This window comes from Ancylobacter tetraedralis (assembly GCF_014195655.1).
Taxonomy (GTDB): Bacteria; Pseudomonadota; Alphaproteobacteria; order Rhizobiales; family Xanthobacteraceae; genus Ancylobacter; species Ancylobacter tetraedralis.
Map to the genome: position 1 here is coordinate 132,367 of NZ_JACICD010000001.1, position 26,627 is coordinate 158,993.

Here is a 26,627-nt window from a genome sequence, read left to right on the forward strand (position 1 = left end):
GCTCCGCGTGGGAGAGCCATGGGAGAGCGGCGTTGCGCCAGCGGCAAAATTGTTTTAGGTCCGGTTCATTCGTCAGGACCCGGTGAAATCCCGGGTGGCTCTTCCGGCCGCCAATCCGCCGGATCACGCATAGTCAGCACCGGCGCCGCCGCCTCGTTCGCGGACGCCCGCTCTTTGCGAAGAATCCTCTCATGACATCCATGTCCTTTTCGACCTCCCGCTATTTCCGCGACTGGACGGGCAATATCCGCGCCGATGTGCTCGCCGGCATTGTCGTCGCCCTCGCGTTGATCCCTGAAGCCATTGGCTTCTCGGTGATTGCCGGCGTCGATCCGAAGGTCGGGCTGTTCGCCTCCTTCGCGATTGCCTGCGTCTCCGCCATTGTCGGCGGCCGGCCGGGCATGATCTCCGCCGCCACGGCGGCCACCGCCGTGGTGATGGTCTCGCTCGTGCGCGACCACGGTCTGCAATATCTGTTCGCCGCCACCATTCTGATGGGCCTGATCCAGATCCTTGCCGGCTTCCTGCGGCTCGGGCGGGTCATGCGCTTCGTCTCGCGCTCGGTCATCACCGGCTTCGTCAACGCGCTCGCCATTCTCATCTTCATGGCGCAGTTGCCGGAACTCATCGGCGTGCCGATGGAGACCTACCCGATGATCGCGGCCGGGCTTGCCATCATCTACCTGTTCCCGCGCGTGACGAGGGTGATCCCCTCGCCACTGGTCGCCATCGCCGCGCTCACGCTGTTCGCGTGGTGGAGCGGCATCGACCTGCGCACCGTCGGCGATCTCGGCGCGCTGCCCTCCGGCCTGCCGGTCTTCACCCTGCCGGACGTGCCGTTCACGCTGGAAACCCTCAAGATCATCCTGCCCTATTCGCTGACGCTGGCGGCGGTCGGCCTGCTGGAATCGCTGCTCACCGCGCAGATCGTCGACGACATGACCGACACGATGAGCGACAAGAGCCAGGAATGCCTGGGGCAGGGCACCAGCAACATCGCCTCGGCGCTGATCGGCGGCATGGGCGGCTGCGCGATGATCGGCCAGTCGGTCATCAACGTGACCTCGGGAGGGCGCGGGCGGCTCTCCACCTTCGTCGCCGGCGCCTTCCTGCTGTTCCTGATCCTCGTGCTGGACGACCTCGTGCGCATCATTCCGATGGCGGCGCTGGTGGCGGTGATGATCATGGTGTCGATCGGCACCTTCTCCTGGCGCTCGCTCCTCGATCTACGCACCAACCCGCGCTCGTCCTCGGTGGTCATGCTGGCGACCGTCATCACCGTGGTGACGACGCATGACCTCGCCATCGGCGTGCTGGTGGGCGTTCTGCTGTCGGGCGTGTTCTTCGCGGGGAAGGTCTCGCAACTGGTGGCTGTCGGCGAGCATGTCGATGAGGCCAGCGGCCGGGTGACCTATGTCGTCAACGGCCAGATCTTCTTCGCCTCCTCGGAAGTGTTCCTGCGCGGCTTCGATTTCGACCGGCCGGCCCGCGAGGTGGTCATCGATCTTACCCTCGCCCATTTCTGGGACATCACGTCCATCGGCGCCCTGGACAAGGCGGTGCTGAAATTTCGCAAGGCCGGCGCGCGTGTCGAGGTGATCGGCCTCAACGAGGCCAGCGCCACCATGGTCGATCGCTTCGCGACCCATGACAAGGACATGCCCGCGCCAAGCTCGCCGCACCGAGCCGTGGCGCGGCGCTCCCGTGCTCAGTTTTCGGCCGGCAGGCTGCGCAGCCACGCGATGAGCGCGTCGACATCGCCCGGTACCAGCTGGGCATAGGCCTTGGCCTGCATCGGCGCCGCCAGCTTGCGCCCGTCCGGCGCGATGCCCTCGACCAGCGCGCGGCGGATCGCCTCGTCGCTCCAGTCGGCCAGCCCGCGCGGCGTGATGTCGGGCGCGACCACCACGCCCCACGGCCCCTCGAAGCGCGCGCCGCCATGGCCGAGCCCGGCGGTGAGGTCGGGTTCGCCATCGGCGCCGGGCGTGGAATGGCAGCCGAGGCAGCGCGCCAGCGTGCCGAGATAGCGGCCCTGCTCGATCCGCGCATCGCCCGCGGATCCGCTCGACTGGGGCCCACTCGACTGGGGCATGGCGGTGGCGGGTGCCGGCGGCACGGCATAGCGAGGTGCGGCGACGGCGTTGCTCACCGGCGGCAGCGCGCGCAGATAGCCGATGATCGCGGCGAGATCCTGAGGCGCGAGCCCGGCATAGAAGCCATAGGGCATGGAAGCGGACATGCGGCTGCCATCCGGCCGCAGCCCCTGCGTGATGGCGCGCCCGATCGCCGCGTCGCTCCAGCCGCCGATGCCGGTCGCCGGGTCGGGCGTGATGTTGGAGCCCTGAACGGTGTAGGCTGGCGTCTCGATCATCCGCCCGCCGGCAAACGGCCTGGCGGAGGGTCCCGGCGTCGTGTGGCAACGGCCGCAGATCATCACGGCGTTGACGAGATAGCCGCCGCGCGCCGCCGCGTCCTCGGCCGCCTGCGCGGCCGGCGTCCCTCCTTGCAGGGCCAGCGATGCGGCCGCCAGCGCGATGATGCCCAGTACCCTCATTCTCTCCTCCCGGTCTTCCCGGCTTGTCTCTCAGGGGCGGACAACCTCAAAGCCTGGCCTGTCGCCTCCCGGCGCGGACAGGACGACGAGGCCGCGCGGCCCCGCCCCGACGGCAATATGGTCCGTTCCGCGCGCGCCGGCGATGTCGAGGATCTCCACCGCGTCGCCCGCCCAGCTGGCCATCGCCGCCCGCCGGGAATCCAGCGCCACGATGCCTTCGGGATAGTCGCCCAGCCGTGTCCGCGCGATCACGCTGTTGGAGGCGGCGTCGAGGATCGCCACGTTGCCGCCCTGCTGGTTGGCGACGAGGATGGCGCGGCCATCGGGCATGGCCGCCACGCCATAGGGCATCAGCCCGACCTTGACGCGCGCGGTCTCCACGCGCGTCGCCGTGGCGATCACCGAGAGATCGCCGCTCTGCACATTGGCGACATAGAGCCGCTCGTCGTCCGGCGACAATGCCAGCGCGAAGGGCGCGCGGCCGGTCGCGATCGTCGCGGTCCGGGTCATCGCGGCGATGTCGATGACGCTGACCTGCTGGCTTTCACGGTCGGCGACATAGGCGTGCCCCGCCGCGTCGACCACGATGCCGGCCGGCGAGCGGCCGGTCGTCGCCCGGCCGGTCTCGCGCCCCGTGGTCGCGTCAACGCGGATCAGCGCGTCCCCTGCCCAGTCGGTGACGAGCAGCGCACGGCCCTCCTCGATGACGGCAATGCCGAAGGGTTCGCGCCCGACGCGGAAGCTGGCCTCCAGCCGTCGCCCGGCCACGTCGATGCGCGAGACGAGGCCGGGGTCGGGATGCGTCACATAGAGCGTGCGCCCGTCCGGGGACGCCGCGATGCCGGCGGGAACGCGCGGTACGGCGATTTCCGCGAGGACCGCCGCCGCATCGGCGTCGATCAGCGTGACGACGCCCGCCTGCTGCGAGACCACGGCGACCACTGGCCCGGCTTGCGGCCCGGCCTGCACCGACGCGGCCGGCAGCAGCAGGGCGGCGATGAGCGCGAGGGTCGCCGCGCGCGGCCATCCGGCGGGGCGCCGCGCCCGCCGGGTCATTTCGCGGTTGCCTTCGCCTTCAGCCCCTCCAGCCCCTGCCGGATGAAGTCCGTCATGGCGGCGATGGCGGCGGCGTCGTTCAGTTCCTCGGGCGGCTCGTTGGTGGTGTCGGCGCGGTAGAAGCGGGCATCCCAGCGCACGGCGCTGCCCGCGCCGGCCGGCGTCACCTCGATGGTGGCGGTGTAGAAGCTGACCGGGATCGCTTCAGTATTCTCCTTCAGCAGGCGGTAGGAGACCCTGTGCGCCGGTGCATCCACCTCGTCGAGGCCCTCGGTGATCTCGCCCTTGGCCAGCGTCAGCACGCGTTCGGCGCCGGCCGCACTGCCGCCGGTGAGTGCCACCTTCGTCACCAGCGGGTTCCACTCGCCGATGGAGCCGAAATCGGCCACCAGCTTCCAGACCTGATCCGGGGATGCCGCGATCGTTATCGTCTCCTCGGCCCGCTGTGGCGTCGGGCCATGCGCGGCAAGGGGTGCGAGCCCGGCTGCGACAAGGCCGAGGGAGACGGCGAGGGAGACGGCGCGGACAAGTCGATGCAGCATGTCGGTTTCCTTGGCATCAGGCGGGAAGTCGCTCGGGCCGGCGGCCGACCAGCGCGCCCGCCGTGAACAGGAGGGTGAGGCAGAGCAGCGCCAATGCCGCCGGGATGGCGGCGATGTCGACGCGCAGTTCCACCGGGCGGGCGCGCGTGTTCGCGTTCACCACGGCCGCCAGCGCGCCGGGATCGCGCAGCACCGCGAAGCCGAGCCCGGTCTGCGCCGCGAGGCTGCGCAGGTGGTCTTCGCGCAGGCTGCCGAGATGCTCGGTGCCGGTCGCCGCCTCGCCGCCCCAAGGCGCGTTGCGCGGGTCCCACCCGGCGCGCGAGGGCGCATCGGCGGGCGGCGGGCCGGAACGGTCCTCCTGCGGCACGTCCTGCTCGGCGTAGAAGCCGGTCTCCCGGCCATCCGCGTCGAATTTCGGAATGGGGGAGGGGTTGGGCGAGCCGACGCCCATGAGGACCCCCGCGACCTTGCCCGGCTCACCCTCGAAACGGGGCAGCGCGCCCCCGGCGAGCGGCGGAGCCTCCTGCCCGTCGGTCAGGAACACCAGGTCGGCGGGAAGGCTGGCGGCGATGGCCAGCGCCGCGTGGACGCCGCGCGCGACATGGCTGTCGCCCTCCCACGCCATGCGCCAGTCGAGCCCCTCCAGCGCGCCGTCGATCGCCGCGTAATTCTCGCAGACCTCGGCCGGCTCGAAGAGCAGGAAGCTGCGCCGTTCGGTGAAGATGCCGAGGCCGAGGCGCGATTGGCAGGGTAGCGCGGCGAGCAGGTCGCGCGCCGCCCGCTTGGCCACCGCCAGCCGTGCGGCCGGCACGCCGTCGACCTCATAGTCGCGCACATTCATGCTGCCGGTGACATCGATCACCACCAGAAGATCGCGCGCCTCGCGCGTCAGGGTGAGGCGGGGCAGGAGGAGCGCGGCGATCAGCGTGAGGAAGGCCATGGCCAGCAGCCAGAACCGCCAGTCGCGCAAGGTGCCGGGGGGCGCGCGCATCACGGCAGCCCCTGCGGCACGCCGGGCAGGTCGGTCCACAGCCGTTTGGCCGCCTCGGGGGGAAGGTCCTCGCCCGATGTTTCGATCTGCGGGAAGTCGCGTACCAGCCGCATGGCGATGTCGAGATTGTACTTCGCGTCCCACAGCCCGGGATCGAGCCCGAGCGCGCGGCGATACCCCTCCTTGGCGAGGCGCACCAGCGGCACGGCGGGATCGATCTCGTTGATCTCCAGATGCGAGAGCGCCGCCCGCAGCCGCGCATTGGCGAGGTCGTAGAGGGCGGTCGCCACGATGGGCGTGTCCCCCGTCGCCAGGATGCGGTTGACCAGCGGCTGGGCCTCCTCGAAGCGGTCACGCGTGGCGAGGAAGCTGAGCCGCGCGAGCAGCAGCGCGGGCCGGGCGTCGGCATCGACCGGGACATCGCGCCCGCTCGCCAGCGCCGCGATGTCGGCATTGGCGAGCCGGTCCTGCACGAGGCGCAGGCCGAACCAGCCGGCCGCTCCGAGGCTGACGACAAGCAGCAGCAGGGTCACGAGGAGGAGGAGCCGTTCCGTTCTCATGCCGCCCTCCGCATGGGCGCGGCGCCCGTGTGCCCGGCACCCGCCGGCGCGGCCGGCATTGCCCGCGTCAGCGCCCGCTCGCCGAGCTTGGCGGCCAGCAGCAGGCCGATGGCGACAGCCGCCGCGGCAAAGGCCGCGTGGGCGAAATCGCGGCGCGGCACGCGCTCGACATAGGTGAGGGGGCGGGTCTCCTGCCGGTCGATCTCGGCGATGGCCCGCTCCACCGCCTGCGGGCTGGTTGCCTCGAACGCCTCATAGGGCACACCGAGGCTTTGCAGGAACAGGTGCAGGTGGCGCTCGGGATTGGCCTGCGGCGTGTCCTCGCCGGGCGGGGGGATGTCGAAAATGCCCTTCGAGCCGCGCGAGCGCAGGAACAGCCAGTAGAGATGCACCGGCGTGCGGATGACGGCATCGCGCAGCGCCTCCTGCACGCGCCGGTCGATCAGCGCCGCCCCGTCCGACACCAGCAGGATGGCGCGCGAACTCTCATTCGCGTCATCCGCGAAGGAGTCCAGCGCCAGCGCGAGGCCGCGCCCGACATCGGTGAAGGCAAGGCCCGGCCGGTCGATGGCGTTGATGGCGGCGCGCACCACGTCATGATGGTCGGTCAGCGGCAGGATCGGCATGGGAGAGGTCGAGAAGGCCGAGACGGCGATGCGATCGCGCGGGCGACGCCCGATGAAATCGACCAGTAGCCGCTTGGCCACCACCGACTTCGCCTCCTGGTCGCCACTCGGCGCGCGGTCGGCGAAGCTGTTATCCATGCTGGAGGAGCGGTCGAGCAGCAGGACGAGATGGGCACCCGTGCCCTGCCGGACTATCGCCTGCTCGCGCTGGTGCAGCCCGGCGAGCCCGAGCACGATCGTCGCGATTGCCACGCTGCCGGCGAGCCGCAGGCCGAGGCTGACCGCCTTTGACAGCGCGTCGTCCGGCACCAGCAGGGTCGAGGCGATGCCGCGCCGCACGAAAGCCGTCGCCGCAAAGGGCAGAAGCGCGAGCGCGAGCAGGAGGAGCAGCCATGGCTGGTCCACGCCCCAATCTCGCGTCAGGCTTGCCGCCATCCCCGCCGCGTTCATGCGCTGCCCCGTTCCACCGCGCGCAGGCGCCGAGCGAGGGCGAGGACGTCCTCCGGCGCCAGTTCGCGCGCCGCCGCCGCCGGATCTTCGCCGAAGAACAGCCGGCGCGAGGCCGCGAACAGCCGGCGCACCTCGCCCTCCACGGGCGCAAAGGCGGGATGCGCGGAAAAGAAGCCCGGCAGGTCCTCGGCGAGCACCCCGGCCCCCGCCGTCGCGTCGAAGGCGCGGTGCAGGGCAACGAGCGCGCGGCCATAAGCGGGCGGGGACGCGGGCGCGGCGGCGATCTCGGCCGCCACCATGCGCGCGGCGCGGGCGAAGGGACGCGCGCGGCGCCGGCCGAACGGCCCCCATCCCAGGTGCCAGGCCAGGGCGAGGAGGGCGAGCAGCGCGCCGACGAGCGCGAGCATCAGATGGCGCCGCGTGCCGGCGGTGGCGATCAGGGGAGGCGCCATGTCGGGGCGCAGCGCCATTGTCGTGCCGCCGGCCGAGGCGACGATCTCGCGCAAGGGCGACATCAGGAACGACCAGGACGGCACCGCCAGCTCGATCCGACGCCCGCCATCGACCGCGGTGAGCGCCAGCGCCGGCAGGTCGAGCCGCTTGGGCTCCAGCGGCGCGTAGAAGGTCTGGTAGGTGAGGTGGAGCGTGTAACGCTGCACACCGTCCGCCACGCCTTCGTCGTCCAGCCGTACATCCCGGAGGTCGAGCCAGTAGGTCAGCGCGCGCGGGCGCGGCAGCGCGGCGGGATCGAGAAGGAACGGCGCGTCGAGCGCGATCTCGGCGGAGAGGTCGATCGTGTCGCCGATCGTGTAGCCAAACGGGCGCGGCGCATAGAGATCGACCGCGCGGACCTGCGCCGACGCGGGCGCGGGCGCGAGCAGCAGGGCGAGCCCGAGCGGCAGGCCGGCGGGGAGGCGAGGGGGCGCTCTCACTCAACCCTCCAGCAGCCGGCGGGCCAGCGCCTCGTGGTCGAGGCGGTCATTCAGCTCGAAATCGCGCAGGCCGCGCCGGGCGAAGCTGTGCGCCAGCGCGTCGCGGTGCGCGCGGGCGCGCGTCCGCCAGCGCTCGCGCAGGCCCGGGCGCATGAAGACGAGGCGGGAGGCGCCGCTTTCCAGATCGGCGATCTCGATCAGCCCCCAGCGCGGCAGGGCGTCTTCCAGCGCGCTGTCGGCGACCCGCACCGGGATGACGTCGTGCCGCCACAGCGCATCGAGCAGGCGATCGAGTTCGTCCAGCGGTATCAGGAAATCGGAGACGAGGAAAACCAGCGAGCGCCGCGCCGGCAGGCGCTCGGCGGCTTCCATCAGCCCGCCCGTGCCGCGCCCCTGTGGTCGCACGGCCATCAGCCGCTGACGCACCTCTTCCTCCAGCCCGCGGCGGCGGGACGGCGGCAGGCTGGCCTCGTCGCGCAGATGCGCGTCGCACGAGAACAGCGCGAAGCTGTCGCCCGCGCGCACCGCCGAGAGGGCGAGCAGGCCGCAGAGATCGGCGACGCGCCCGCGCACCGCCTCGCCGAAGCGCATCGATCCCGACACATCCACCAGCGCCGCCAGGGCCACGGCGCGCCGTGGCGCGAACTGACGCACATGCAGGTCGCCGAACGGATCGCGCAGCGAGGCCCGCAGGTCGAGCCGGCGCGGGTCGGGCTGGCGCAGCAGCGGCACGAGGCGGCGGAATTCGCCCTCCATGCCCTCGCCATGGCCGGGATGGGCGCCGGGAAACACCCCCTCCGGGCGCCAGCGCAGGCGATAGGCCAGGGGCGCATGAAGGGGGGCGTGAACGCGCGCTTGCGCGTGATGCGTGCCGGGCGCTTCGCTCATGGCGCGGGAACCCGCGCGAAGACGCCGGCGATGAGGTCGCCGACCAGAGCCTCGCGGCGCATCTCATAGACCGGGTCGATGAAGATGCGGTGCGCCATCACCTCCGGGAACACGGCGCGCACATCCTCCGGCACGACCATGTCGCGGTTCTCGATCCAGGCGCGGACGCGGGCCGCGCGCACGAGGTAGCTCATGCCGCGCGGGCTGGCGCCGCCCTGGACGAGCCGCGCCATGTCGACATTGTCGACATGGATGCCATGGGCGTGCGGTTCCCGCACCGCCTCCCACAGCGCCATCACATAGGCTTCGAGTGCCGGGCTGGTGGTGATGCCGATCTGGATGACGCGGGCAACCGTCTCCAGCGCCTCCGGTTCCAGAATTCCGGCCGCGACCTCACCGAGCAGCGTATCGACATTATGGAAGCGCGGATCGAACACCAGGCTGCGCCGCGCGGCGTCGTCCGCCGGCATGGCGACCTGCAGTTCCATCAGGAAGCGGTCGCGCGCGGCGGCCGGCAGTTCGAAGGTTTCCTCGCGCTCCACCCGGTTGCGGTCGGCAAAGACCTGCACATGGGGGAAATGGTATTCGCGGTTGAAGGCGGAGAGCGAGCGCTCGGCCATCAGCCGCAGCAGCAGCGAATGGACCTGCGGCCGCGCCCGATTGATCTCGTTGAAGAAGAAGACGGAGAGGTCCTCCCCCTGCTTCAGCAGCGGGCCGGGATCGATGCGCGGCTTGCCATCCTCGCCGAGATGGGCGTGATAGATCAGGTCGGCCGGCATCAGGTCGATCGTGCCCTCGATCCGCTCGAAGGCGCCGCCAATGGCGCGGGCGAGGGCGCGCAGCAGCGTCGTCTTGCCGACGCCGACATCACCCTCCAGCAGCACATGGCCGCGCGCGAAGGTGGCGATGGTCAGCAGCCGGATGACGCGCGCCTGCCCCAGCACGACCTTGCCGATTTCGCTCTCGACGCGCAGCGCGCGGGCGCGCCAGTCCGACAGAATGGAATCCGGCTCGCGAACGAGACGCATGACGCTGGTTCCTAAGGCCATGGGGTGCGCGCCGCGGCGCGGAACGTCCCTGAAAAGATGGCGCGGTCGGCGCCCGCGAAATCTCGCGAAACGCCGACCGCGCCAGTTGCCCACGCCCGGACAAGGCCCGGAGGATCGTGGACGGACAGGAGAAAGGCGCGTCCGTCCGCAGGTGGGTTCTCGAAAGCCGCTGCCGCTCGGCTGGAAGCAATATCGGTGAACGGCGCCCGGAAAGGCCTCACGGCGTTTCCGGGCGAGGGGGATGCTGGTCGGCGCGAGGCTAGTTCGCGCTCGGAATCTTGCTGACGTCGTAGACGAACTTGCCGGTCTTCTGGAAATACTCGACACGCTGGGCGTTGCGCGCCTCCATGCCCTTGATCGATTCCTGCTGCTTGTTCAGCTCGCGCGGATCGTGCTTGGGGTCGTATTTCGAGCCGGCGACCTGCGCGGGATAGCCGGGCTTGGGCTCCCAGCAATTGCCCGGTGCCTTGCAGTTGGTGCCGTCATAGGCGGCCGCGCCCACCACCATGGCGAGCCCGAACGCCGCGGTGCCGGCGATGAGGCAGCTGAATTTAAGGCTCTGGTCGACAAGTCGGGTGGTCGTTCCTTTGGTCGCTCTCATGGTCGTTCTCCTCGTCGTTTCCATCAGTTCTGTGTGCCGGCGGTTCAGTCCGCCGTGCCGCCGCACTGCGCGGGCAGCGCGTCGGATGGTTCGATTGGGTTGGCGTGCTCATCGAACGGCTTGAATGTGCTGCGCTGCTCGCTGGTCAGCCACACGGCGCCCTTCGGGTCATCCTTGTAGAGGTGGCGGATCCAGGACATGACGAGCAGCATCTCGTTCATGTTCAGCGCGCCGTACATCGGCCCCATCTGGCCGTTGGCGCCGCCGAATATGGTCTCGAACAGACCCTGATCGGTCTCGTTCTTGGGGTAGGTCCAGTAGGCGTCGTTGAGGCCCGGGCCGATCTTGCCCTCGGCATAATGGCCGTGGCAGCCCGAGCACATGGAGAGGAACAGTTCATGCGCCTTGGGCAGGCAGACGGGCTTCTCGTTGTAGATGTTGACGCCCGTCTGCAGGAATGTCTTCACCGCCTCGGTGTCGCGTCCTTCTTCCGGCGCCTCCGCGAGGTCGAGCGGCTGGCCGGTGATCGTGTTGGTGAGCATGATCGCGGCGCGGGCACCGAGGGCGAGGCTGCCGATCGTCACGAGCACGGTGGCGGTCTTGATCAGGGTTGTCTTTTTCATCGAATCTTTCGCATCGCGGGGCGGGCGCCGCGTCAGGTGTTCGGGTCCAGCAGCGGGATGCCTTCCTCGGTCAGGATCGCCTCGATCTGCGGGCGGGCCTTTTCGAGTGCCGCGTCGATCTCGGCGCGCAGCGCGGGGTCGTTCTTGCGCACCCCCACCGCCTGATCGTAGTGCATCGGGATCGGCGCGGCGTTCGGCCGATCGATATCGGTGCTGATCAGGGTCATGCGCAGCGGCGTCGTCGAGGCCTTCACATAGCGCGCCACTTCCGGCGCGAAGGCGATGGCGACATCCGCTTCCCCGTTCGCGACTTCCGTGACCAGCCGGTCACCCGGCACCTGGACCCACTGGTTGCGGCGCGACTTGAAGTCGACCAGCGAATACATGTAGGCGGCGTTGTCCTCGAACCGGCCGATGCGCTTGAGGATGGTTTCCGCCGGCGAGTAGAAGCGCACCGCAAAGCGGGCCTGATCCTTGATCTGCCCATCCTGCCAGTCGCTCGCGGTGATGTTGCGATCGGCCTTCGTCACCAGCACGTAGCCGGTGCGGTAATAGGGCTTGGTGGTCAGCACCCGCTCGTCACCGACATCCACGCCCATCACGAGGTCGCAGTGATTCTTATCGAGTTCGTCGCGCACGAGATAGATGCCGGGCTGTTTGGTCCGCACGAAGACTGGCTTGCGGCCCATGGTCCGCGCCAGCACGACGGCGATGCGGTCTTCGAAGCCGGAGGAATCGGCGGCGGAGAACGGTGCCTCGACGGTGGATGAGCAGATGCGCAGCTCGCCGGGGTTGCCGTCGGCGGGCTTGTCCGCCTCGACCGTCGCGGCATGCGCGGGCAGGGGCAGCAGGAGGGCGGCGAGGGCGACGGCCGTGCTGAGGCCGGCCGCGATGGTGAGCCGGCTGACGGATTGACATTTGGGCATGACATTTCCTCCGCGAGGGCGGCTGACGCGCGAACGGGCTTCGCCCGTGGCGCCGGGGGTGTCAGGAACGAGGATCGGAAAGAGGCGGCCGCCCGGCCGATGAAGCGGATGGGGCGGCCGCCGGGGCGCGATCAGCCGCCGGTGCGGAGGATCTGCGTGGAATATTCCCCGACATTCGGGTCGTCATAGGGACCCTTGCCATCCAGCGAGAACACCATCACGCCGCCGCCCATCTGGGTGTAGTGCTGCAGCTGCTTGAAGGCGCCCACCGAGCCGAGGCCCGCCGTCGGGTCGTTGAGGTCGAACACCAGGCCCACGCCCGGCCAGCCGCCGACGCCGTAATAGATGGCGACATACTGCGTGCCGTTATGCGTATATGTCATGGGGTGGCCGATCACGCCGGACGGCAGCTTGAACTTCCACAGCAGTTCGCCGGTATCGCTGTCGCGCGCCTTGATGAAGCCGTCCAGCGTTCCGTAGAACACCACGCCGCCAGCGGTGGCGAGCGTGCCGCCCCAGGCCGCGAAGCGCTCCATCACTTCCCACTTGTACTTGTTGTTGATGGCATCATAGGCCTTGACCTGGCCCAGGCCCTCATATTTCTGCCGGTCACCCTTGGGGCCGGGATACATGCTCAGCGTCGCGCCGACGAAGAACTGACCCGCCCGGTAGGGCAGCATGAAGGGCTCCCAGTCCATGCAGATATGGTTGATGCCCATGAAGAAGGACTTGCGCTCAGGGTCGTAGCTGTCGTGGCCCTGGTTGTGGTAGCCCATGGCCGAGGGGCAGATGTCGCGGCCCTTGTGGTCCATGCGGGTGGCATATTCCGGGTCGCGCTGCGGCAGGCCGGTCTTGAGGTCGACCTGCTTCACCCAGTTGACCGTGTCGTCGATCTTGTCGGCGGAGACGAGGTCGCCATTGGTGCGGTCGAGCGTGTAGACGATGCCGTTGCGGTCCGGATGGGTGAGCAGCTTGCGGCTCTTGCCCGTCTTATCCTGCTGCTCGGAGAGCATCATGACGTTGACGCCGGCATAGTCCCATTCGTCATGCGGCGTCTTCTGGTAGCCGAACTTGGCCATGCCGCTGTCGATGTCGCGGCCCCAGATGGTCATGGTCCACTTGTTGTCGCCCGGACGCATGGTCTCGTTCCACGGCGCCGGGTTGCCGGAGCCGTAATAGAACAGGTTGGTGCCGGGGTCGTAGGCATACCAGCCCCAGTTGGTGCCGCCGCCGATCTTCCAGGCCTCGCCTTCCCACGTCGCCTGGCCGAGGCCCTTCTGGCCGTAATGCGGGTTGGCGCTGTTGAAGTCGTCGGCGAGGCGGACTTCATTGTCCGGGCCGGTGGCATAGGCGCGCCATTTCTGGGTGCCGGTCGGGATGTCGTAGGCGGTGACATAGCCGCGCACGCCCAGTTCCGCGCCCGAGGAGCCGATCAGCACGCTGTCCTTCACCACATAGGGGGCGATGGTGAGCGTGGAGCCGACCTTGATGTCGGAATTCTCGAGCTTCCAGTATTCCTCGCCGGTCTTGGCGTTCAGCGCCACCACGTTGCCGTCGAGCTGGGTCTTGATGATGAGCGGGCCGACCTTGTCATTGCCCGGCCAATAGGCGAGCCCGCGATTGACGACGTCGCAGCAGGCCACGGCGCGGGCGGTCGGATTCTGCTTGGGCTTGTGCTGCCACAGGATCTTGCCGGGCTCGTCGAGGGAGACCGCGAAGGTCGTGTTCGGGAACGGGGTGTGGATGTACATGACCCCGTCGACCACCAGGGGCGTGCCTTCATGCCCGCTGAGGACGCCGGTCGAGAACGACCAGGAAGCCTTCAGCTGCTTGACGTTCTGCTTGGTGATCTGGTTGGCTTCGCTGAAATTGTTGGCGCTGTAGTTCTTGCCGGTCATCGGCCAGTTGTCGGTGCTCTTCGACAGCTCGTCGAGCTTGTCATTCGCAGCCGCTGGCGCCGGCGCGCCGAGGCTGACCGCGGCCGCCAGGGCGGCGGCGACGGTGAGCGCGGACACCGAAGAGTAAATTCGGCTCATGTGGTCTTCCCTCGCGTTTCCAAATCCCAGGTCGTCCTGCATCCCTCCCGGCCGAAGCCGGGACGCCGCGAACGTCATTGTTGTGTTCTCGTCCGGACCGACACGATGGCGCGTTTGTTCGAGATGTTCTGAAAGCGGAGGAGAACTCTTAGGATATTCTAATTATTGACGCGCCTTCCTGAGTATTCTTTCTCTCAACCGAATTTGGTGTCTGTAGGCAAGTTGGACAATTTGACCGGGAACTATTCCCTTCCGAAAGGGATAAGACCCGATTTCTCCACGTGAGCCTTGCCGTGACGCTTAGGAAATGTATTATTTTCAGGGTCTTGGTTCGGCAGGCCGCGAGTGGGGTGGCGCGCGGAAGCGACGGGCGCGGTTTCGTCCGGCGTGAACTGGCAACGTAAAGACGAACGAACCGATCTCATGAATAAGAAGTTCATAAGTATTGATGGGAAACGCTCTGCCATTCGCCACCCGCGCCATAACTGCGTTCGCGCTCGCCTTCCTGCTTGCGGGATGCCCGGGCGAGACGACGCCGGAGACGCGTGAGCGGGTGGCCGCGCCGGCGGTGGACACGATCGCCCGCAAGGACTGGCTGTCGCCGACCGACCCGACCGACCCCGCTCTCTGGCTGGCAAGCCGCGAGGCGGGGCGCGACGTCGCACCGACGGCGCCCGCCGTCGGCCGCTGGAATGGCGTGTTGCAGGACGCCGATGAGCGCTTCGGCGAAAGCGCGCGCATGATCGCCAACCGCGCTGCGCAGCTGGAGACGATGCTGCGCGAGCGCGGCATTGACGAGCCGGCGCGCGAACTGGTGGCCGATTTTGCCCGTCTCGCGGACAAGGGCTCGCGCAGCGGCTTCAGCGACCTTTGCCAGCACTATGACAACCTGCGCAAGCAGGGTCTCACCCGCGCCGACGCGCTCGCCCGCCTGTCGCGCGAGAACGGGCGGCCGGAGGAAACGGGCGACGCGCCGGTGCCGGTGCGCCCATGAGCCCCTTTCTCCCCGATGGCGTTCGCGCCTCGCGCTCGTTCGGCTTCTGGCAGCGCCAGCCGCTGCGGCGGCAGGTGATGGCGGCGGTGATCATCATCAACCTCCTGGCGGCGCTCGCGGCCATATCCGTCATCGTGGTGAATGCCCGCCGGGCGACCGAGGCGGAGATTCTATCCTCGCTCACCGTCGCCGAGCGCTTCGTGCAGGAGACGGTCGACCGCCTTGCCGGCAGCGTCGGCGGATCGGCCTCGCTCCGGCAATTGCCTTTGCACATCAGCGGATTGCGCCATGTGCGGATTTCCATCGTCGACCAGAACGGCGTGGTGCTGGATATCCCGGCCGTGGCAACGGAGGAGGGCGCCCATGCGGTCGGCGAGGTGCCGGGCTGGTTTGGCGCGCTGGTCAGCGTCGACCGTCCCGAGCGGATCATTCCGGTCATCGAGAACGGCGTGACCATCGGTTCGGTGCGGGTGCGCGGCGAGGCGGCGGATGAGGTCGCCGAGGTGTGGTCGGACATGTCCGACCTCGCCGTGCTGGCTTTCGTGGTGAATGTCGCCATCCTCGCGGCGCTCTTTCTGGCGCTCGGGCGGCTGCTGCTGCCGCTGCAGACGCTGTCCGCCGGTCTGCGCGAGCTGGAGACGGGCCGCTTCGAGCATCGGTTGCCGATACCCAATGTGCGCGAACTGGCGCTGATCGCCGCCCGCTTCAATGCGCTCGGCGGCGCGCTGAAGGGCGCGCGCGACGACAATGCGCGGCTGAACGAGCGGCTGATCCGGGTGCAGGACGATGAGCGCCGGCAGATCGCCGCCGAACTGCACGATGAACTGGGCCCTTGCCTGTTCGGTCTCCGGGCCAATCTGGAATCGGTCGATCGGCTGGCGGCGCGTGGCCCGCTGGATCGCGCCCGCCAGCTTGCCGAGCGCACGTCGGCCATGGCCGATATTCTGGACCGGGTACAGGAACTCAACCGTCGGTTGCTGCGGCGCATCCGGCCGATGGCGCTCGGCCATGTGCCGCTGGCGGATGTGATCGCCGATCTCCTGGCCGATTTCGAGCGGCACGCGCCCGACCGTGGCTTCACTCTCACGATGGAGGGCATGGCCGAGCGCTATGGCGACAGCATCGACATCACCATCTACCGCTGCATCCAGGAGGCGGTCACCAATGCGCTGCGCCACGGGCAGGCGCTCAATATCTCGGTCGAGGTAAGGGAGGAGGCCGGCGCGGGGGCGATCCGGCTGGTCATCACCGATGACGGCAGGGGCGTCGAGGCCGGGAGCACGCCGGGCTTCGGCTTCATCGGCATCGAGGAGCGCATCGGTGCTCTCGGCGGCCACTGGCGCATCGGCGCCGACGATCCGTGCGGTACACGGGTGGATATCTTCGTGCCGGTTCCTGCCGGCGAAACGGACGAGACTTTCCCAGAAGGGGCCCGCGCGCCATGACCAGCGTTCTCGTGATCGACGACCACCCGATCGTGCTGCAAGGCTGCCGCCGGCTGCTGGAGGATGCGGGAATCGAGAAGGTGCTGGAGGCCAGTTCCGTGCTGGCGGGCTATCGGCTGTTCCGCCGCGAGCGGCCCGATGTGGTGATCGTCGACCTCGCGCTGCAGGGCAACGGCCTCGGCGGCATCCAGCTGGTGCGCCGCCTGCGCACGCACAATGCCCGCCTGCCCATCCTGGTTTTTTCCATGCACGGCGATCCTGTCATCGCCAGCCGGGCGCTGGAGGCGGGTGCGGATGGCTATGTGCTGAAGGACACGTCCTCCGGCGCCCTGTTGGAGGCCTTCGAGCGCGTGCGGCGCGGCCAGCCCTATATCAGCCCGGATCTGGCGACGCAGGTCGCCATGCTCAGCGCACGCAAGGACACGCCGCTGGCGGCGATCACCCAGCGCGAGCTGCAGACGCTGGCTCTGCTCGCCGAGGGACGCGATTACGGGCAGATCGCCGAGGAACTGGGGGTGAGCTACAAGACGGTGGCCAATACCTGCTCTCAGCTCAAGGTAAAGCTGGGCGCCGCCAGCCTGCCCGAGCTGGTGCGGCGCGCCATCCAGTATGTCACCACGGCACCGACCACGGCGGGGCGGGCCGGCCGCGTCCTCTGAAGCGGCCGCCCGCGCTCGCCCGGCCGCGCCGCGGGTGAGCGGCGAGCCTGTGCGGGTCGGTCATTTCGGTGAGCGTGTCGCCCCCGAAGTCCTGCCGATGAAGTCCTGCCGATAGAGACCCTCGGCGGTGAGGCATATCTTGATCGCGCATTCGTCGATGCTGGCGAAGGTCCTGGTGACGAGGCTGGGGGTGGCGACGGTTTGGTCACGTCAGGATTGCCGCATGAGGGGTGGCGTCGCGGCGCGGGTTTCGATCGAGCCGATCAGCGTGGCGCAGGCGGTGCGAAGATGCTTGCGGCAGCGTGCATCGATGCTGCGCTGGTCGCGGGTGCGCAGCGCGTCGATATAGTCCAGATGTTCCATGAGCGCGGTGGCGCTGCGCTGCCGGGCGTCCTCGCGGTTCCACCGATAGGTGTAGTGGAACAGCGTCGCCACGACATTGTAGAAATCGAGAATGAAGCGGTTGCCGGTGCTCTCGTGGAGGATGCGGTGCAGCCGCTCGTCGGCCGCGGGAAACAGCGCGAAGTCGCGATCCAGATGGGCGAGGATCGTGCGGTGCTCCTGTTCGATCGCGGTCAGCTCGCGCCATTCCGGCGCCGTGTCGGGCCGCTCGATGAAGCTGCGGGTGGCGCGCAATTCGAACATTTCGCGCACATCATAGATCTCCCGCACGAATTCCACCGTGATGCCGTTGAACAGCCAGGAACTGTTCGGCCGGCGCTCCAGCAGGCCGAAATGCTGGAAGCGGGCGAGGCATTCGCGGATCGTGGTGGTGGAGGTGCCGAACTGGCGCGCCAGTTCCGCCGCGTTGAGCAGCTGGCCGGCGCGGAAGTCGCCCTGCAGGATCCACTCCAGGAAGCGCCGCTCGAAGGCCGCGCCGGCCGAGAGGGTCTGCGCATCGGGAAAATGATCGGGCTCGGTCGGCGCGCGGGCGAGATGGCGCTGCCCGCCCGCGCGCCCGACAATGCCGCGCTCCTCCAGCGCCGCCAGCACCGCGCGGATCGTGGTTCGGCTGATATCCAGCGCGAGGGCGAGTTCATTCTCCGAGGGCAGGGGGGTGCCGGGCGGCAGATGGGCGAGCCGATGCAGGCAGCGATTATACCCGCTCTTGAAGACGGCATTGCCCTTCATGATGCTCCCCGCGTCCCGCGCCGGCATTCCATCGGCGGGCGTCATGCCTGTTCTTTCTGCATTAAAAACAGATTGACAGCCCCCGTCCAGCATGGACACCTATCTCGGGAAATTTCTTCCAACAACTTGCCCGTACAGGGAATTCGGACAGGCGGCGGCTTCCCGCCGGGCAGGCGCCCCGGGGAAGTTCGCCACGATAGCCTCTCCTCCCGGCCGGGCACCGCATGAGGTGTGTCCCGCGTGAGCCTTCGCATCATCCAGTTCGGCACCAGCCGCTTCCTTCAGGCCCATGTCGACCTCTTCGTGCACGAGGCGCGCGAGGCGGGCCAGGATATCGGGCCCATCGCCATCGTGCAGGCCTCCGGCTCGGCGGATCGCGCGGGGCGGGTCGCCGCCTTCGGGCGCCCGGAAGGCTTCCCCGTGCGCATTCGCGGCATCGTGGACGGCGCGCCGTCCGAGCGCGAGGTGCAGGTCCGCTCGGTCGATCGCGGCCTGTCGGCGGGCGCGGACTGGGCGGCGATCACGGCGCTGTTCGCGCAGGAGGCGGGGCTGGTCATCTCCAACATGGGCGATTCCGGCTATCGCGTCGCGCCGGAGGACGAGACGCCGGCGCTGCTGTCCGGTGCCGTGCCGGTCTCCTTCCCGGGCAAGCTGATGGCGCTTCTTCACCAGCGCTGGGCCGCCGACGGCGCACCGCTGATCGTGCTGCCCTGCGAATTGATCAACCGCAATGGCGAGGTGCTGGCCGGCGCGGTACGCACGCTCGCGGCTGCCAGCGGGGCCCCGGCCGCGTTCGCGGCGTGGATCGAGAGTTCGGTGATCTTCGCCAACACGCTGGTCGACCGCATCGTCTCCGAGCCCATCGAGCCGGTCGGCGCCGTCGCCGAGCCCTATGCGCTATGGGCGATCGAGCGCCAGCCGGGGCTGGAACTGCCCTTCACTCACCCCTCGGTCGTGCTGACGGACGATCTCGAGCCGTTCGAGCGGCTGAAGCTGCACATTCTCAATCTCGGCCACACTGTGCTCGCCGATATCTGGGCGCGCGAGGGGCGCCCAGCGGGCGAGACCGTGCGGGAAATCCTCGCCGATGACGGGGTACGCGCGCGGCTCGATGCCATCTATGCCGGGGAAGTGGTGCCGGGATTCGCCACCCACGGCATGGAGGAGGACGCCCGCGCCTATGTCGGCGTCACGCTGGACCGTTTCCGCAATCCGTTCCTCGATCACCGCATCGCCGACATCGCGCAGAATCACGGCCTGAAGATCGAGCGGCGCATCGGCGCGTTCCGCGACTGGATCATGGGGCGTCCCGGCGCGCCGGCCACGCCCGCGCTCGACGCGATCCTCGCGCGGCATTCGGCCGGCTGACGGATCGGCGAAACGGGCGGCGTCTGAAGCGCCGCCCGTCCGTTCACGTGCAACAAGGGCGATCGCCGCGCTCAGGCCGCGGAAGGCTGCGCCTCCGGCACATGCGCGAAGGCCTTCAGCGTTTCCGGCTTCATCTCGATCGAGAAGCCCGGCCGTTGGGGCGGCATGTAGGCGGCATTCTCGATCACGCAGGGGTCGAGGAAGTGCTCGTGCAGATGGTCGACATATTCGATCACCCGGCCTTCCCTCGTGCCGGACACGGCGACATAGTCGATCATCGACAGGTGCTGCACATATTCGCACAGGCCGACGCCGCCGGCATGGGGCCACACCGGCAGCCCGTACTTCGCCGCGACCAGAAGCACCGCCAGCACCTCGTTGAGCCCGCCCATGCGGCATGAGTCGATCTGCACCACGTCGATGGCGCCTTCGGCGATGAACTGCTTGAACATGATGCGGTTCTGGCACATCTCGCCAGTGGCCACCTTCACCGGCGCCACCGCCTCGCGGATCTTGCGGTGGCCAGCGACGTCGTCGGGGCTGGTCGGCTCCTCGATGAAGAACGGGTTGGCGAAGGAAAGCTGCTTCACCCAGTCGATGGCCTGGCCGACCTCCCACACCTGGTTGGCGTCGATCATCAGGTAACGGTCCGGCCCGATCACCTCGCGGGCGATGGTGAGGCGGCGGATGTCGTCCTCGAGGTCGCGTCCGACCTTCATCTTCACATGGTTGAAGCCGGCATCGATCGCCTCATGGCAGAGGCGCCGGAGTTTCGCGTCGTCATAACCAAGCCAGCCGGCCGAGGTGGTGTAGCAGGCGTAGCCCTCGCGCTCGAGAATGGCGATGCGCTCGGCCTTGCCCGATTCCGCCTGGCGCAGGATGGTCAGCGCGTCGTCGCGGTCGAGCACGTCTGTGAGGTAGCGGTAGTCGACGATGTCGGCGATTTCCTCGGGCGAGAGGTCGGCGACGAGCCGCCAGACCGGCTTGCCGGCCTGCTTGGCGAGCAGGTCCCAGAACGCGTTGACCACGGCGCCGGTGGCAAGGTGCATGGCGCCCTTTTCCGGGCCGATCCAGCGCAGCTGGCTGTCGCTGGTCAGGTGCCGCCAGAACTTGCCCGGCGCGGCGCGTACCTCGTCGAGATCGGTGCCGACCACCAGATGGCGCATGGCGAGGATCGCCATGCAGCAGATGTCGTTGCCGCGCCCGATGGTGAAGGTGAGCCCGTGCCCCTTCAGCGCGGGATCATCCGTCTCCAGGATGACATAGGCCGCCGAGTAATCCGGATCGGGGTTCATCGCGTCCGAGCCATCGAGCGCGTGCGAGGTGGGAAAGCGCAGGTCGATGACCCGCATGTCGGTGATTTTCGCCATGGCGATGCCTCCCGGAGCGGTGAGCGCGGATCAGAGGTCGGGAACGAAGGTCTGTTTCTGCGACCCCAGCATCTCGATGCCGAGTTCGACCACGTCACCGGCCTTGAGGTAGCGCGGCGGCTTGAAACCGAGGCCGACGCCGGGAGGCGTGCCGGTGGAGATGATGTCGCCGGGGTGCAGCGACATGAACTGGCTGAGATAGGAGACGAGATAGGCGGCGCCGAACACCATCGTCTTGGTCGAGCCGTTCTGCAGCGTCTCGCCATTGACCTTCAGCCACATGGCGAGGTTCTGCGGATCGGGCACCTCGTCCCTCGTCGCCAGCCACGGGCCGATCGGGCCGAAGCCGTCGCAGGACTTGCCCTTGGTCCACTGGCCGAAACGCTCCAGCTGGAAGCCGCGCTCGGAGACGTCGTGGCACACGCAATAGCCGGCGACATAATCGAGCGCCTCGGCCTCGGAAACATATTTGGCGGTCTTGCCGATGACGATGGCAAGCTCGACCTCCCAATCGGTCTTGTCCGAGCCGCGCGGGATCGGCACGTCGTCATTCGGGCCGGCAATGGCCGAGGTCGCCTTCATGAAGACCACCGGCTCCGGCGGCACCTCCATGCCGGATTCGGCGGCATGGTCGGAGAAGTTGAGCCCGATGCAGACGAACTTGCCCGTTCCGGCGACGCAGGGGCCGAGGCGGGTTCCCTCCGCCACCAGCGGCAGGCTCGGGATGTCGAGCGACGAGAGTTCCGCCAGCGCCGCCGGATCGAGCGTGGCTCCGGCAATGTCGCCGACATGGGCGGAGAGGTCGCGGATCCGGCCCTGCGCGTCGATCAGGCCCGGCTTCTCCTGGCCCTTTTCCCCGTAGCGTACGAGTTTCATGATGTTGTCCCTGTCGAAAAGCGGATCAGAGCGACCAGCCGCCATCGATGGCGAAGGCCTGCCCGGTCGTGTAGGTGGCGCCGGCGAGATGGACCGCGAGATCGGCGATCTCTTCCGGCGTGCCGATGCGCCCGATCGGCTGGCGGGCGATGAAGGCGGCGCGGGTGGTCTCGTAGTCGCCCTGCGCCTTCAGCCGGTCCTGCAGCGAGGGGCTCTCCACCGTGCCGGGGCAGATGGCGTTGCAGCGGATGTTGTGCCCGACATAATCGGCGGCCACCGACTTGGTCAGGCCGATCACCGCCGCCTTGGTGACGCTGTAGGCGAAGCGGTTCGGCACGCCCTTCACCGAGGAGGCGACCGAGGACATGTTGATGATGGCGCCCTCGCGCCGCTCGATCATGCCCGGCAGCACGGCGCGCAGGGTGCGGACCATCGACTTGACGTTGAGGTCGAAGGCGAAATCGAGGTCGCCGTCCTTCATGTCGAGAATGCTGCCGGGATGCACCACGCCGGCGCAGTTGAACAGCACGTCGACCGCGCCGATGCCGGCGATGAAGTCGGCCACCGCGGCCCCGTCCAGCACGTCGAGCCGCGCGGTGGTCAGGCGATCGGAGGCCGGGAGTTCGGCCAGCAGCGCCGCGTTGATGTCGGTGGCGTAAACCGTGGCGCCGGCGGCCAGGAAGCCGAGCACGCTCGCCCGGCCGATGCCCTGCGCACTGGCGGTGACGAGGACTTTCTTGCCCTCAAGCTTGGCCATGGCGAAACTCCTTCATGCGTTCATCGTTCAGTCGGGCATCGTTCAGTCAAGGTGGAAGACTTCGTCCATCGTGGCCCACCATTCGCCCTCGGCCCGGGTGGGGAGGGGACGCTGGCAGGGAATGGTCAGCTTCCACCATTCCTGATTCGTCGGGTCGGCGGCGATCCTGGCCATGTCGGCTGCGAAATCATCGCCGTGATATTCCCAGGTGCCGAACAGGATGTTCTCCGGTTCGCGCAGGAAGATCGTGTAGTTGCGGATATGGCTGGCGGTGAGACGCGCGAGCACCTCCGGCCACACGGAGGCGTGCAACTCCTTGTAGGTCTCGACCATGTCGGGTTCGAGCCCGATCATCATTCCCATGCGCTGCATCGCGGCCGTCCTCACGCCACGTCGATCATGGCCTTCACCACGCCCGCATGCGGGTCGGTGAGGGCGGCGAACTTTTCCGGCACGTCCGACAGGCGCATGCGGTGGGTGATGAGCGCGTCGGGCACCTCGCCGGCGCGGATCGCCGCCATCACCCGCTCGAAATCGGCCACCGTCGCGTTGCGGCTGCCGAGCAGCGAGGTCTCGCGCTTGTGGAACTCGGGATCGGAGAACGAGATGTCGCCGGCGACGATCGACACCAGCACATAGGTGCCGCCATGGGCTATGAAGCCGAAGCCGCGTTCGATCGCCTTGGGATTGCCGGTCGCGTCGAACACCACATCGAAGAAATCGCCGCCGGTGATGGTCGCGAGTTCATCGGTATCGCCGGGCCCGAGGCGCACGGTGGAGGCGATGCCCAGATGCGCGCGGGCAAAATCCAGCCGGTCGGCCCGCCCGTCGATCAGCGTCACCTGCGCCCCCGCGCTCCGCGCGAAGATGGCGACTGCCGCGCCGATGGGGCCGGCGCCGGCGATCAGCACCTTGTCGCCGGGCTGCGTGCGGGCGCGTGCCACGGCATGGGCGCCGATGGCGAGGAATTCGACCATCGCCGCCTGGTCCAGGGTGAGCCCCTCGGCCTTCAGCACGAACGGTTCCGGCAGGCAGATGAACTCCGCCATGCCACCGTCCCGGTGCACGCCGAGAACACCGATATTCCGGCAGCAATTGGTCTTGCCCTTCCGGCAGGCCACGCAATGGCCGCAGGAAATATAGGGCACGACGGAGACGACATCGCCGGGGCTGAGCCGGCTGCCGGCCGGCGCCTCCTCCACCGTGGCGGCCAGCTCGTGGCCCATCACGCGCGGATAGGAGAGATAGGGCTGGTTGCCGGTGAAGATGTGCAGGTCCGTGCCGCAGATGCCGACGCGGCGCAGGCGCAGCAGCACCTCGCCCTCGCCGCGCGTGGGCCTCTCGCGTTCAATGGCCGAGAGCTTGCCCGGCGTGTCGCAGATGATGGTCAGCATGATCGTCTCTCAGATCGAGGCGGCCGATGGCGTGCCATCCAGCCGGTAGAAGGAAACCGCATTGGCGCCGAACACGGCGTCATGGTGCTCGGCGGGCACGATGTCCCGGCATTGCGCGATCCAGTCGGCATAGTCGCCGGCGAGGCGCAGCACCGGCCAGTCGCTGCCGAAGATCAGCCGTCCGGGCCCGAACAGGTCGAGCAGCGTCTCCGCGTAGGGGCGCACCGTCGACGGCCCGCGTCCACCCGCCTCGGTGAGAAGGCCGGAGAGCTTGCACCAGACATTGGGCTGCGCCGCGAGCGCGGCGAGGTCGGCGCGCCAGCTGGAAATGCGCCCCTCGGTGATCGGCGGCTTGGCGCCGTGGTCGATGACGATGCGCAGCGCGGGGTAGCGCGTGGCGAGATCGAGCAGCGGACGAAGATGACGCGGCAGCACCAGCGCATCGAAGGCGAGATCATAGTCAATCATCGCCGTGATGGCGGGGGCGAGGATCGGATCGGCGATCCAGTCATCCTTGGCAATGTCCTGCAGCATCGGCCGCAATCCCTTGAGCCGGGGATGGGCGGAAAGGCGCGCGATGGCGTCGGGGGCGTGGGGCGCCTTGAAGTCCGTCCAGCCCACAACCGCCTTGATGAAGGGATGCCGATCCGCGAGGCCGAGCATGTAGGCGGTATCCGCCTCCCGCTCCATGGTCTGCACCAGCACCGTGCCGTTGATGCCGGCCGCGGCCAGCAGCGGCTGCAGATCCTCCGGCCCGAAGTCGCGATGGATCGCCGTGAGATCGGGCGGCGGCCACTGGCCGGCCCGCTCGGCTATCCGCCAGAAATGCTGGTGAGCGTCGATGCGCATGATCGCGGGTTCCGTCAGACAGGCACGGGAGCGCTGTCGGCGATGAGGCCGCGCTCCTTCAGCCGTGTCCAGAAGGTGGCCGGGATGGATTCCTCGAACCAGCCGATATTCGCCGTGATCTGTTCGCCATTGCGTGCGCCCGAGACGACGGTGAGCGCGGCGGGATGCGCCAGCGGGAATTGCAGCGCCGCCGCCTGCAGCGTCACGCCCTCCGCCGCGCAGGCCGCGCGCAGTGCCTCGACGCGGGCGACGATGTCGGCCGGCGCATCGCCATAGTTGAACTTGTTGCTGCCGGCGAGAATGCCGGAATTGAAGGCGCCGGCCATGACGATGCCGATGCCGCGCGCCGCGCAGGCATCCATGAAGGAAAGGCTCGCCTGCTCCAGCAGCGTGTAGCGGCCGGCCAGCATGCAGATGTCGAGATCGGCCACCTCGATCGCCTGCTCGATGATCTCGAATTCGTTGACGCCGAGCCCGAACGCCTTGATCGCGCCCTGCTCGCGCAAGGCCGTCAGCGCCCGGAAGCCGCCGCCGGTCGTGAGCTGGTTCCAGTAGTGCTCGTGCCGCTCGCCATGGGTGACGCGGCCGATATCGTGCACATAGAGCATGTCGGGGGCGAGGATGCCGAGGCGCTTCTGGCTGTCCTCGAAGGAGCGCAGGATGCCGTCCTGCGTGTAGTCGAATACCGGGCGGAACGGCAGCGGCTCGGCATAGCCGTCTTCCAGAGCGCCGACGCTCGGGTCCGGCGTCATCACCCGGCCGACCTTGGTGGAGATGGCGTAGCTCGCGCGCGGATGCTCGGTCAGCATGGTGCCGAGACGCAGTTCGGAGCGGGTGAAGCCGTAGAACGGGGCGGTATCGTAATAGCGGATGCCCGCATCCCACGCGGCCTGGAAGGCGCTTGCGGATTCGGCGTAGCGGGTGACGCGGTAGAGGTTGCCCATTTGCGCACAGCCAAGGCCCATCGCCGTGACGGCGACGGTGCTGCGGGCATGAATGCGCGGTTCGCCGACCTTCATGATGATGCGTATCCGTTTCGGGAAGGGCCGGACGCAGCAGGGACGCAGCGTCCGGCAAGTCACGGGGAACAGGGAGCGTGGGCCCGCAGAGGAGGCGGGTCAGTAAAGGACGTTCTTGGCTTCCGGCAGGTCGATATTCGCCTTGGTCACGACGACGGCGCCGGTATCGACGAACTTCTCGACCTTCTCCTTCTTGATCAGCTTGGAGACGGTCTTCACGCCGAGGTCGCCCATCTGGAACGAGCCCTGCACGACGATGGCGGACAGGGTGCCATCCTTGACGAATTCCTGCAGGTCCTGGTTGCCGTCGAAGCCGATGGCGACGATCTTGCCGGACTTGCCCGCCTGCTTGATGGCGCGGGCCATGCCGATGGCGGTCGGCTCGTTGGCGCCGAAAATGCCCTTGAGATCCGCGTTGGCGGCGAGCACGTCGGTGGTCTGGTTGAGCGCGGTCGCCATCTGCGACTGCGAATAGAACGGACCGACAATCTCAAGCTTCGAATGCGCCTTGATATAATCCGTGAAGCCACCCACGCGGCCGATTTCGGAACCGGTGCCGGCGGCATAGGACATGACGGCGATCTTGCCCTCGGTGCCGACCTTGTCGATCAAGGCCTTGGCGGCGAGTTCGCCGGCCTTGCGGTTATCGGTGGCGAGGTAGGACTGGTAATATTGCTCCGCGCCCTTGGCGAGCAGCGAGTCGATGATCACGACCGGGATGCGCGCTTCCCAGGCCTTCTTCACGGCCGGAACCAGCGCGTCGGGATGGGAGGGGGCGAGAACGATGCCCGCCACGCCGCGATTGACCGCGTTCTCGACCATGTTCACCTGGTTGGCGATGGCGGATTCCGAGGCTGGGCCCTGGAAGGTCAGGGTGTTGCCGCCGGATTCCTTGAGGGCGGCGTCGGCGCCCTTCTGCACGTTCTGCCAG

Annotated in this window: 26 protein-coding genes, 1 pseudogene and 1 other annotated feature; of the genes and pseudogenes, 5 read left to right on the forward strand and 22 right to left on the reverse strand. The window is 68.4% G+C overall.

The annotated features are described in order from the left end of the window. The first annotated feature begins 72 nt into the window (after nucleotides 1-72). Nucleotides 73-128 (forward strand) — a sequence feature (sul1 is cis-regulatory element that is thought to sense ions involved in sulfur or methionine metabolism; They are found in Alphaproteobacteria). Between the two features lie 72 nt (nucleotides 129-200). After that, a pseudogene (locus tag FHS55_RS00625) lies at nucleotides 201-1,682 on the forward strand (SulP family inorganic anion transporter); the annotation flags it as partial. A 26-nt stretch (nucleotides 1,683-1,708) separates the two neighbouring features. On the opposite strand, the gene FHS55_RS00630 reads toward FHS55_RS00625, so the two are convergent. From FHS55_RS00630 to FHS55_RS00690, 13 genes are all read right to left on the reverse strand, one after another. Further along, entirely contained in the window at nucleotides 1,709-2,554 is an 846-nt protein-coding gene (locus FHS55_RS00630) for a c-type cytochrome (protein WP_183187752.1), read from the reverse strand. Nucleotides 2,555-2,584: 30 nt separating this feature from the next. After that, the gene (locus FHS55_RS00635; protein WP_183187753.1) at nucleotides 2,585-3,610 is read right to left on the reverse strand and encodes a YncE family protein; all 1,026 of its coding nucleotides are present in this window, start codon (nucleotides 3,608-3,610) and stop codon (nucleotides 2,585-2,587) included. Further along, nucleotides 3,607-4,152: an SRPBCC family protein gene (locus tag FHS55_RS00640; protein ID WP_183187754.1), complete on the reverse strand. Its 546-nt coding sequence runs from the start codon at nucleotides 4,150-4,152 to the stop codon at nucleotides 3,607-3,609. Before FHS55_RS00640 ends, FHS55_RS00635 begins: the two co-directional genes overlap by 4 nt. A gap of 16 nt (nucleotides 4,153-4,168) precedes the next feature. After that, complete coding sequence (locus tag FHS55_RS00645) at nucleotides 4,169-5,143, reverse strand: vWA domain-containing protein (protein WP_183187755.1); 975 nt, start codon at nucleotides 5,141-5,143, stop codon at nucleotides 4,169-4,171. Next, nucleotides 5,143-5,703 carry a hypothetical protein gene (locus FHS55_RS00650; protein WP_183187756.1) on the reverse strand — a complete coding sequence of 187 codons (561 nt, stop codon included), beginning with the start codon at nucleotides 5,701-5,703 and terminating at the stop codon, nucleotides 5,143-5,145. Before FHS55_RS00650 ends, FHS55_RS00645 begins: the two co-directional genes overlap by 1 nt. Further along, nucleotides 5,700-6,779, reverse strand: a complete 1,080-nt coding sequence (locus tag FHS55_RS00655) for a vWA domain-containing protein (protein ID WP_183187757.1) — start codon at nucleotides 6,777-6,779, stop codon at nucleotides 5,700-5,702. Before FHS55_RS00655 ends, FHS55_RS00650 begins: the two co-directional genes overlap by 4 nt. After that, nucleotides 6,776-7,711: a nonribosomal peptide synthetase MxaA gene (locus tag FHS55_RS00660; RefSeq protein ID WP_343055931.1), complete on the reverse strand. Its 936-nt coding sequence runs from the start codon at nucleotides 7,709-7,711 to the stop codon at nucleotides 6,776-6,778. Before FHS55_RS00660 ends, FHS55_RS00655 begins: the two co-directional genes overlap by 4 nt. Continuing rightward, on the reverse strand, nucleotides 7,712-8,599 hold the full coding sequence (locus FHS55_RS00665; protein WP_183187758.1) for a DUF58 domain-containing protein: 888 nt from the start codon (nucleotides 8,597-8,599) through the stop codon (nucleotides 7,712-7,714). Continuing rightward, entirely contained in the window at nucleotides 8,596-9,627 is a 1,032-nt protein-coding gene (locus FHS55_RS00670; protein ID WP_183187759.1) for an AAA family ATPase, read from the reverse strand. Before FHS55_RS00670 ends, FHS55_RS00665 begins: the two co-directional genes overlap by 4 nt. A gap of 280 nt (nucleotides 9,628-9,907) precedes the next feature. Continuing rightward, nucleotides 9,908-10,249, reverse strand: coding sequence for a methanol dehydrogenase [cytochrome c] subunit (locus FHS55_RS00675; RefSeq protein ID WP_183187760.1), 342 nt, complete (start codon nucleotides 10,247-10,249; stop codon nucleotides 9,908-9,910). 44 nt (nucleotides 10,250-10,293) lie between these two features. After that, a complete protein-coding gene (gene moxG / locus FHS55_RS00680) occupies nucleotides 10,294-10,872 on the reverse strand; it encodes a cytochrome c(L), periplasmic (RefSeq protein WP_183187761.1) in 579 nt (192 codons plus the stop codon). Between the two features lie 32 nt (nucleotides 10,873-10,904). Next, nucleotides 10,905-11,798: a methanol oxidation system protein MoxJ gene (gene moxJ, locus FHS55_RS00685; RefSeq protein ID WP_183187762.1), complete on the reverse strand. Its 894-nt coding sequence runs from the start codon at nucleotides 11,796-11,798 to the stop codon at nucleotides 10,905-10,907. Nucleotides 11,799-11,929: 131 nt separating this feature from the next. Continuing rightward, nucleotides 11,930-13,834, reverse strand: coding sequence for a methanol/ethanol family PQQ-dependent dehydrogenase (locus FHS55_RS00690; protein WP_183187763.1), 1,905 nt, complete (start codon nucleotides 13,832-13,834; stop codon nucleotides 11,930-11,932). Between the two features lie 448 nt (nucleotides 13,835-14,282). Between FHS55_RS00690 and FHS55_RS00695 the strand changes: the two genes are divergently transcribed. Genes FHS55_RS00695 through FHS55_RS00705 form a run of 3 tightly spaced genes read left to right on the forward strand, consistent with a single transcriptional unit; the run spans nucleotide 14,283 to nucleotide 16,932 of the window. Beyond that, nucleotides 14,283-14,828, forward strand: coding sequence for a hypothetical protein (locus tag FHS55_RS00695; protein ID WP_183187764.1), 546 nt, complete (start codon nucleotides 14,283-14,285; stop codon nucleotides 14,826-14,828). Further along, a complete protein-coding gene (locus tag FHS55_RS00700) occupies nucleotides 14,825-16,273 on the forward strand; it encodes an ATP-binding protein (RefSeq protein ID WP_183187765.1) in 1,449 nt (482 codons plus the stop codon). Before FHS55_RS00695 ends, FHS55_RS00700 begins: the two co-directional genes overlap by 4 nt. Beyond that, on the forward strand, nucleotides 16,270-16,932 hold the full coding sequence (locus FHS55_RS00705; RefSeq protein WP_183187766.1) for a response regulator transcription factor: 663 nt from the start codon (nucleotides 16,270-16,272) through the stop codon (nucleotides 16,930-16,932). The genes FHS55_RS00700 and FHS55_RS00705 overlap by 4 nt, the downstream gene beginning before the upstream one ends. A 210-nt stretch (nucleotides 16,933-17,142) precedes the next feature. Here the strand turns inward: FHS55_RS00705 and FHS55_RS00710 are convergent, their stop codons facing one another. Continuing rightward, nucleotides 17,143-18,108: a GntR family transcriptional regulator gene (locus tag FHS55_RS00710; protein WP_246339741.1), complete on the reverse strand. Its 966-nt coding sequence runs from the start codon at nucleotides 18,106-18,108 to the stop codon at nucleotides 17,143-17,145. 195 nt (nucleotides 18,109-18,303) lie between these two features. On the opposite strand from FHS55_RS00710, the gene FHS55_RS00715 reads away from it, so the two are divergent. Continuing rightward, nucleotides 18,304-19,431, forward strand: a complete 1,128-nt coding sequence (locus FHS55_RS00715) for a mannitol dehydrogenase family protein (RefSeq protein WP_183187767.1) — start codon at nucleotides 18,304-18,306, stop codon at nucleotides 19,429-19,431. 71 nt (nucleotides 19,432-19,502) lie between these two features. On the opposite strand, the gene FHS55_RS00720 is transcribed toward FHS55_RS00715, so the two are convergent. The 8 genes from FHS55_RS00720 to FHS55_RS00755 form a co-directional block, all read right to left on the reverse strand. Beyond that, nucleotides 19,503-20,801 (reverse strand): L-fuconate dehydratase, encoded by a 1,299-nt coding sequence (locus FHS55_RS00720; RefSeq protein WP_183187768.1) that lies wholly within the window; start codon nucleotides 20,799-20,801, stop codon nucleotides 19,503-19,505. Between the two features lie 30 nt (nucleotides 20,802-20,831). Continuing rightward, on the reverse strand, nucleotides 20,832-21,677 hold the full coding sequence (locus tag FHS55_RS00725) for a fumarylacetoacetate hydrolase family protein (RefSeq protein WP_183187769.1): 846 nt from the start codon (nucleotides 21,675-21,677) through the stop codon (nucleotides 20,832-20,834). Nucleotides 21,678-21,702: 25 nt separating this feature from the next. After that, the gene (locus FHS55_RS00730; protein WP_183187770.1) at nucleotides 21,703-22,434 is read right to left on the reverse strand and encodes an SDR family oxidoreductase; all 732 of its coding nucleotides are present in this window, start codon (nucleotides 22,432-22,434) and stop codon (nucleotides 21,703-21,705) included. A 42-nt stretch (nucleotides 22,435-22,476) separates the two neighbouring features. Beyond that, the gene (locus FHS55_RS00735; protein ID WP_183187771.1) at nucleotides 22,477-22,806 is read right to left on the reverse strand and encodes an L-rhamnose mutarotase; all 330 of its coding nucleotides are present in this window, start codon (nucleotides 22,804-22,806) and stop codon (nucleotides 22,477-22,479) included. An 11-nt stretch (nucleotides 22,807-22,817) separates the two neighbouring features. Beyond that, the gene (locus FHS55_RS00740) at nucleotides 22,818-23,828 is read right to left on the reverse strand and encodes a zinc-binding alcohol dehydrogenase family protein (protein WP_183187772.1); all 1,011 of its coding nucleotides are present in this window, start codon (nucleotides 23,826-23,828) and stop codon (nucleotides 22,818-22,820) included. A gap of 9 nt (nucleotides 23,829-23,837) precedes the next feature. Beyond that, nucleotides 23,838-24,677: an amidohydrolase family protein gene (locus FHS55_RS00745; protein ID WP_183187773.1), complete on the reverse strand. Its 840-nt coding sequence runs from the start codon at nucleotides 24,675-24,677 to the stop codon at nucleotides 23,838-23,840. A gap of 14 nt (nucleotides 24,678-24,691) precedes the next feature. Beyond that, complete coding sequence (locus tag FHS55_RS00750; RefSeq protein ID WP_183187774.1) at nucleotides 24,692-25,696, reverse strand: aldo/keto reductase; 1,005 nt, start codon at nucleotides 25,694-25,696, stop codon at nucleotides 24,692-24,694. A gap of 99 nt (nucleotides 25,697-25,795) precedes the next feature. Continuing rightward, nucleotides 25,796-26,627: ABC transporter substrate-binding protein (locus FHS55_RS00755; protein ID WP_183187775.1), on the reverse strand; the 832-nt coding region annotated here is incomplete at its 5' end.

Excerpts from the sequence above, each read along its gene's own strand:
- FHS55_RS00665 (WP_183187758.1), bottom strand. The coding sequence starts at position 8,599 with ATGAGCGAAGCGCCCGGCACGCATCACGCGCAAGCGCGCGTTCACGCC.
- moxJ (WP_183187762.1), bottom strand. The coding sequence starts at position 11,798 with ATGCCCAAATGTCAATCCGTCAGCCGGCTCACCATCGCGGCCGGCCTC.
- FHS55_RS00725 (WP_183187769.1), bottom strand. The coding sequence starts at position 21,677 with ATGAAACTCGTACGCTACGGGGAAAAGGGCCAGGAGAAGCCGGGCCTG.
- FHS55_RS00745 (WP_183187773.1), bottom strand. The coding sequence starts at position 24,677 with ATGCGCATCGACGCTCACCAGCATTTCTGGCGGATAGCCGAGCGGGCC.
- FHS55_RS00695 (WP_183187764.1), top strand. The coding sequence starts at position 14,283 with ATGGGAAACGCTCTGCCATTCGCCACCCGCGCCATAACTGCGTTCGCG.
- FHS55_RS00730 (WP_183187770.1), bottom strand. The coding sequence starts at position 22,434 with ATGGCCAAGCTTGAGGGCAAGAAAGTCCTCGTCACCGCCAGTGCGCAG.
- FHS55_RS00750 (WP_183187774.1), bottom strand. The coding sequence starts at position 25,696 with ATGAAGGTCGGCGAACCGCGCATTCATGCCCGCAGCACCGTCGCCGTC.
- FHS55_RS00700 (WP_183187765.1), top strand. The coding sequence starts at position 14,825 with ATGAGCCCCTTTCTCCCCGATGGCGTTCGCGCCTCGCGCTCGTTCGGC.
- FHS55_RS00720 (WP_183187768.1), bottom strand. The coding sequence starts at position 20,801 with ATGGCGAAAATCACCGACATGCGGGTCATCGACCTGCGCTTTCCCACC.
- FHS55_RS00645 (WP_183187755.1), bottom strand. The coding sequence starts at position 5,143 with ATGCGCGCGCCCCCCGGCACCTTGCGCGACTGGCGGTTCTGGCTGCTG.
- FHS55_RS00655 (WP_183187757.1), bottom strand. The coding sequence starts at position 6,779 with ATGAACGCGGCGGGGATGGCGGCAAGCCTGACGCGAGATTGGGGCGTG.
- FHS55_RS00690 (WP_183187763.1), bottom strand. The coding sequence starts at position 13,834 with ATGAGCCGAATTTACTCTTCGGTGTCCGCGCTCACCGTCGCCGCCGCC.
- FHS55_RS00670 (WP_183187759.1), bottom strand. The coding sequence starts at position 9,627 with ATGCGTCTCGTTCGCGAGCCGGATTCCATTCTGTCGGACTGGCGCGCC.
- FHS55_RS00635 (WP_183187753.1), bottom strand. The coding sequence starts at position 3,610 with ATGACCCGGCGGGCGCGGCGCCCCGCCGGATGGCCGCGCGCGGCGACC.
- FHS55_RS00740 (WP_183187772.1), bottom strand. The coding sequence starts at position 23,828 with ATGCTGACCATCATCTGCGACACGCCGGGCAAGCTCTCGGCCATTGAA.
- FHS55_RS00705 (WP_183187766.1), top strand. The coding sequence starts at position 16,270 with ATGACCAGCGTTCTCGTGATCGACGACCACCCGATCGTGCTGCAAGGC.
- FHS55_RS00675 (WP_183187760.1), bottom strand. The coding sequence starts at position 10,249 with ATGAGAGCGACCAAAGGAACGACCACCCGACTTGTCGACCAGAGCCTT.
- FHS55_RS00735 (WP_183187771.1), bottom strand. The coding sequence starts at position 22,806 with ATGCAGCGCATGGGAATGATGATCGGGCTCGAACCCGACATGGTCGAG.
- FHS55_RS00650 (WP_183187756.1), bottom strand. The coding sequence starts at position 5,703 with ATGAGAACGGAACGGCTCCTCCTCCTCGTGACCCTGCTGCTGCTTGTC.
- FHS55_RS00640 (WP_183187754.1), bottom strand. The coding sequence starts at position 4,152 with ATGCTGCATCGACTTGTCCGCGCCGTCTCCCTCGCCGTCTCCCTCGGC.
- FHS55_RS00630 (WP_183187752.1), bottom strand. The coding sequence starts at position 2,554 with ATGAGGGTACTGGGCATCATCGCGCTGGCGGCCGCATCGCTGGCCCTG.
- moxG (WP_183187761.1), bottom strand. The coding sequence starts at position 10,872 with ATGAAAAAGACAACCCTGATCAAGACCGCCACCGTGCTCGTGACGATC.
- FHS55_RS00710 (WP_246339741.1), bottom strand. The coding sequence starts at position 18,108 with ATGACGCCCGCCGATGGAATGCCGGCGCGGGACGCGGGGAGCATCATG.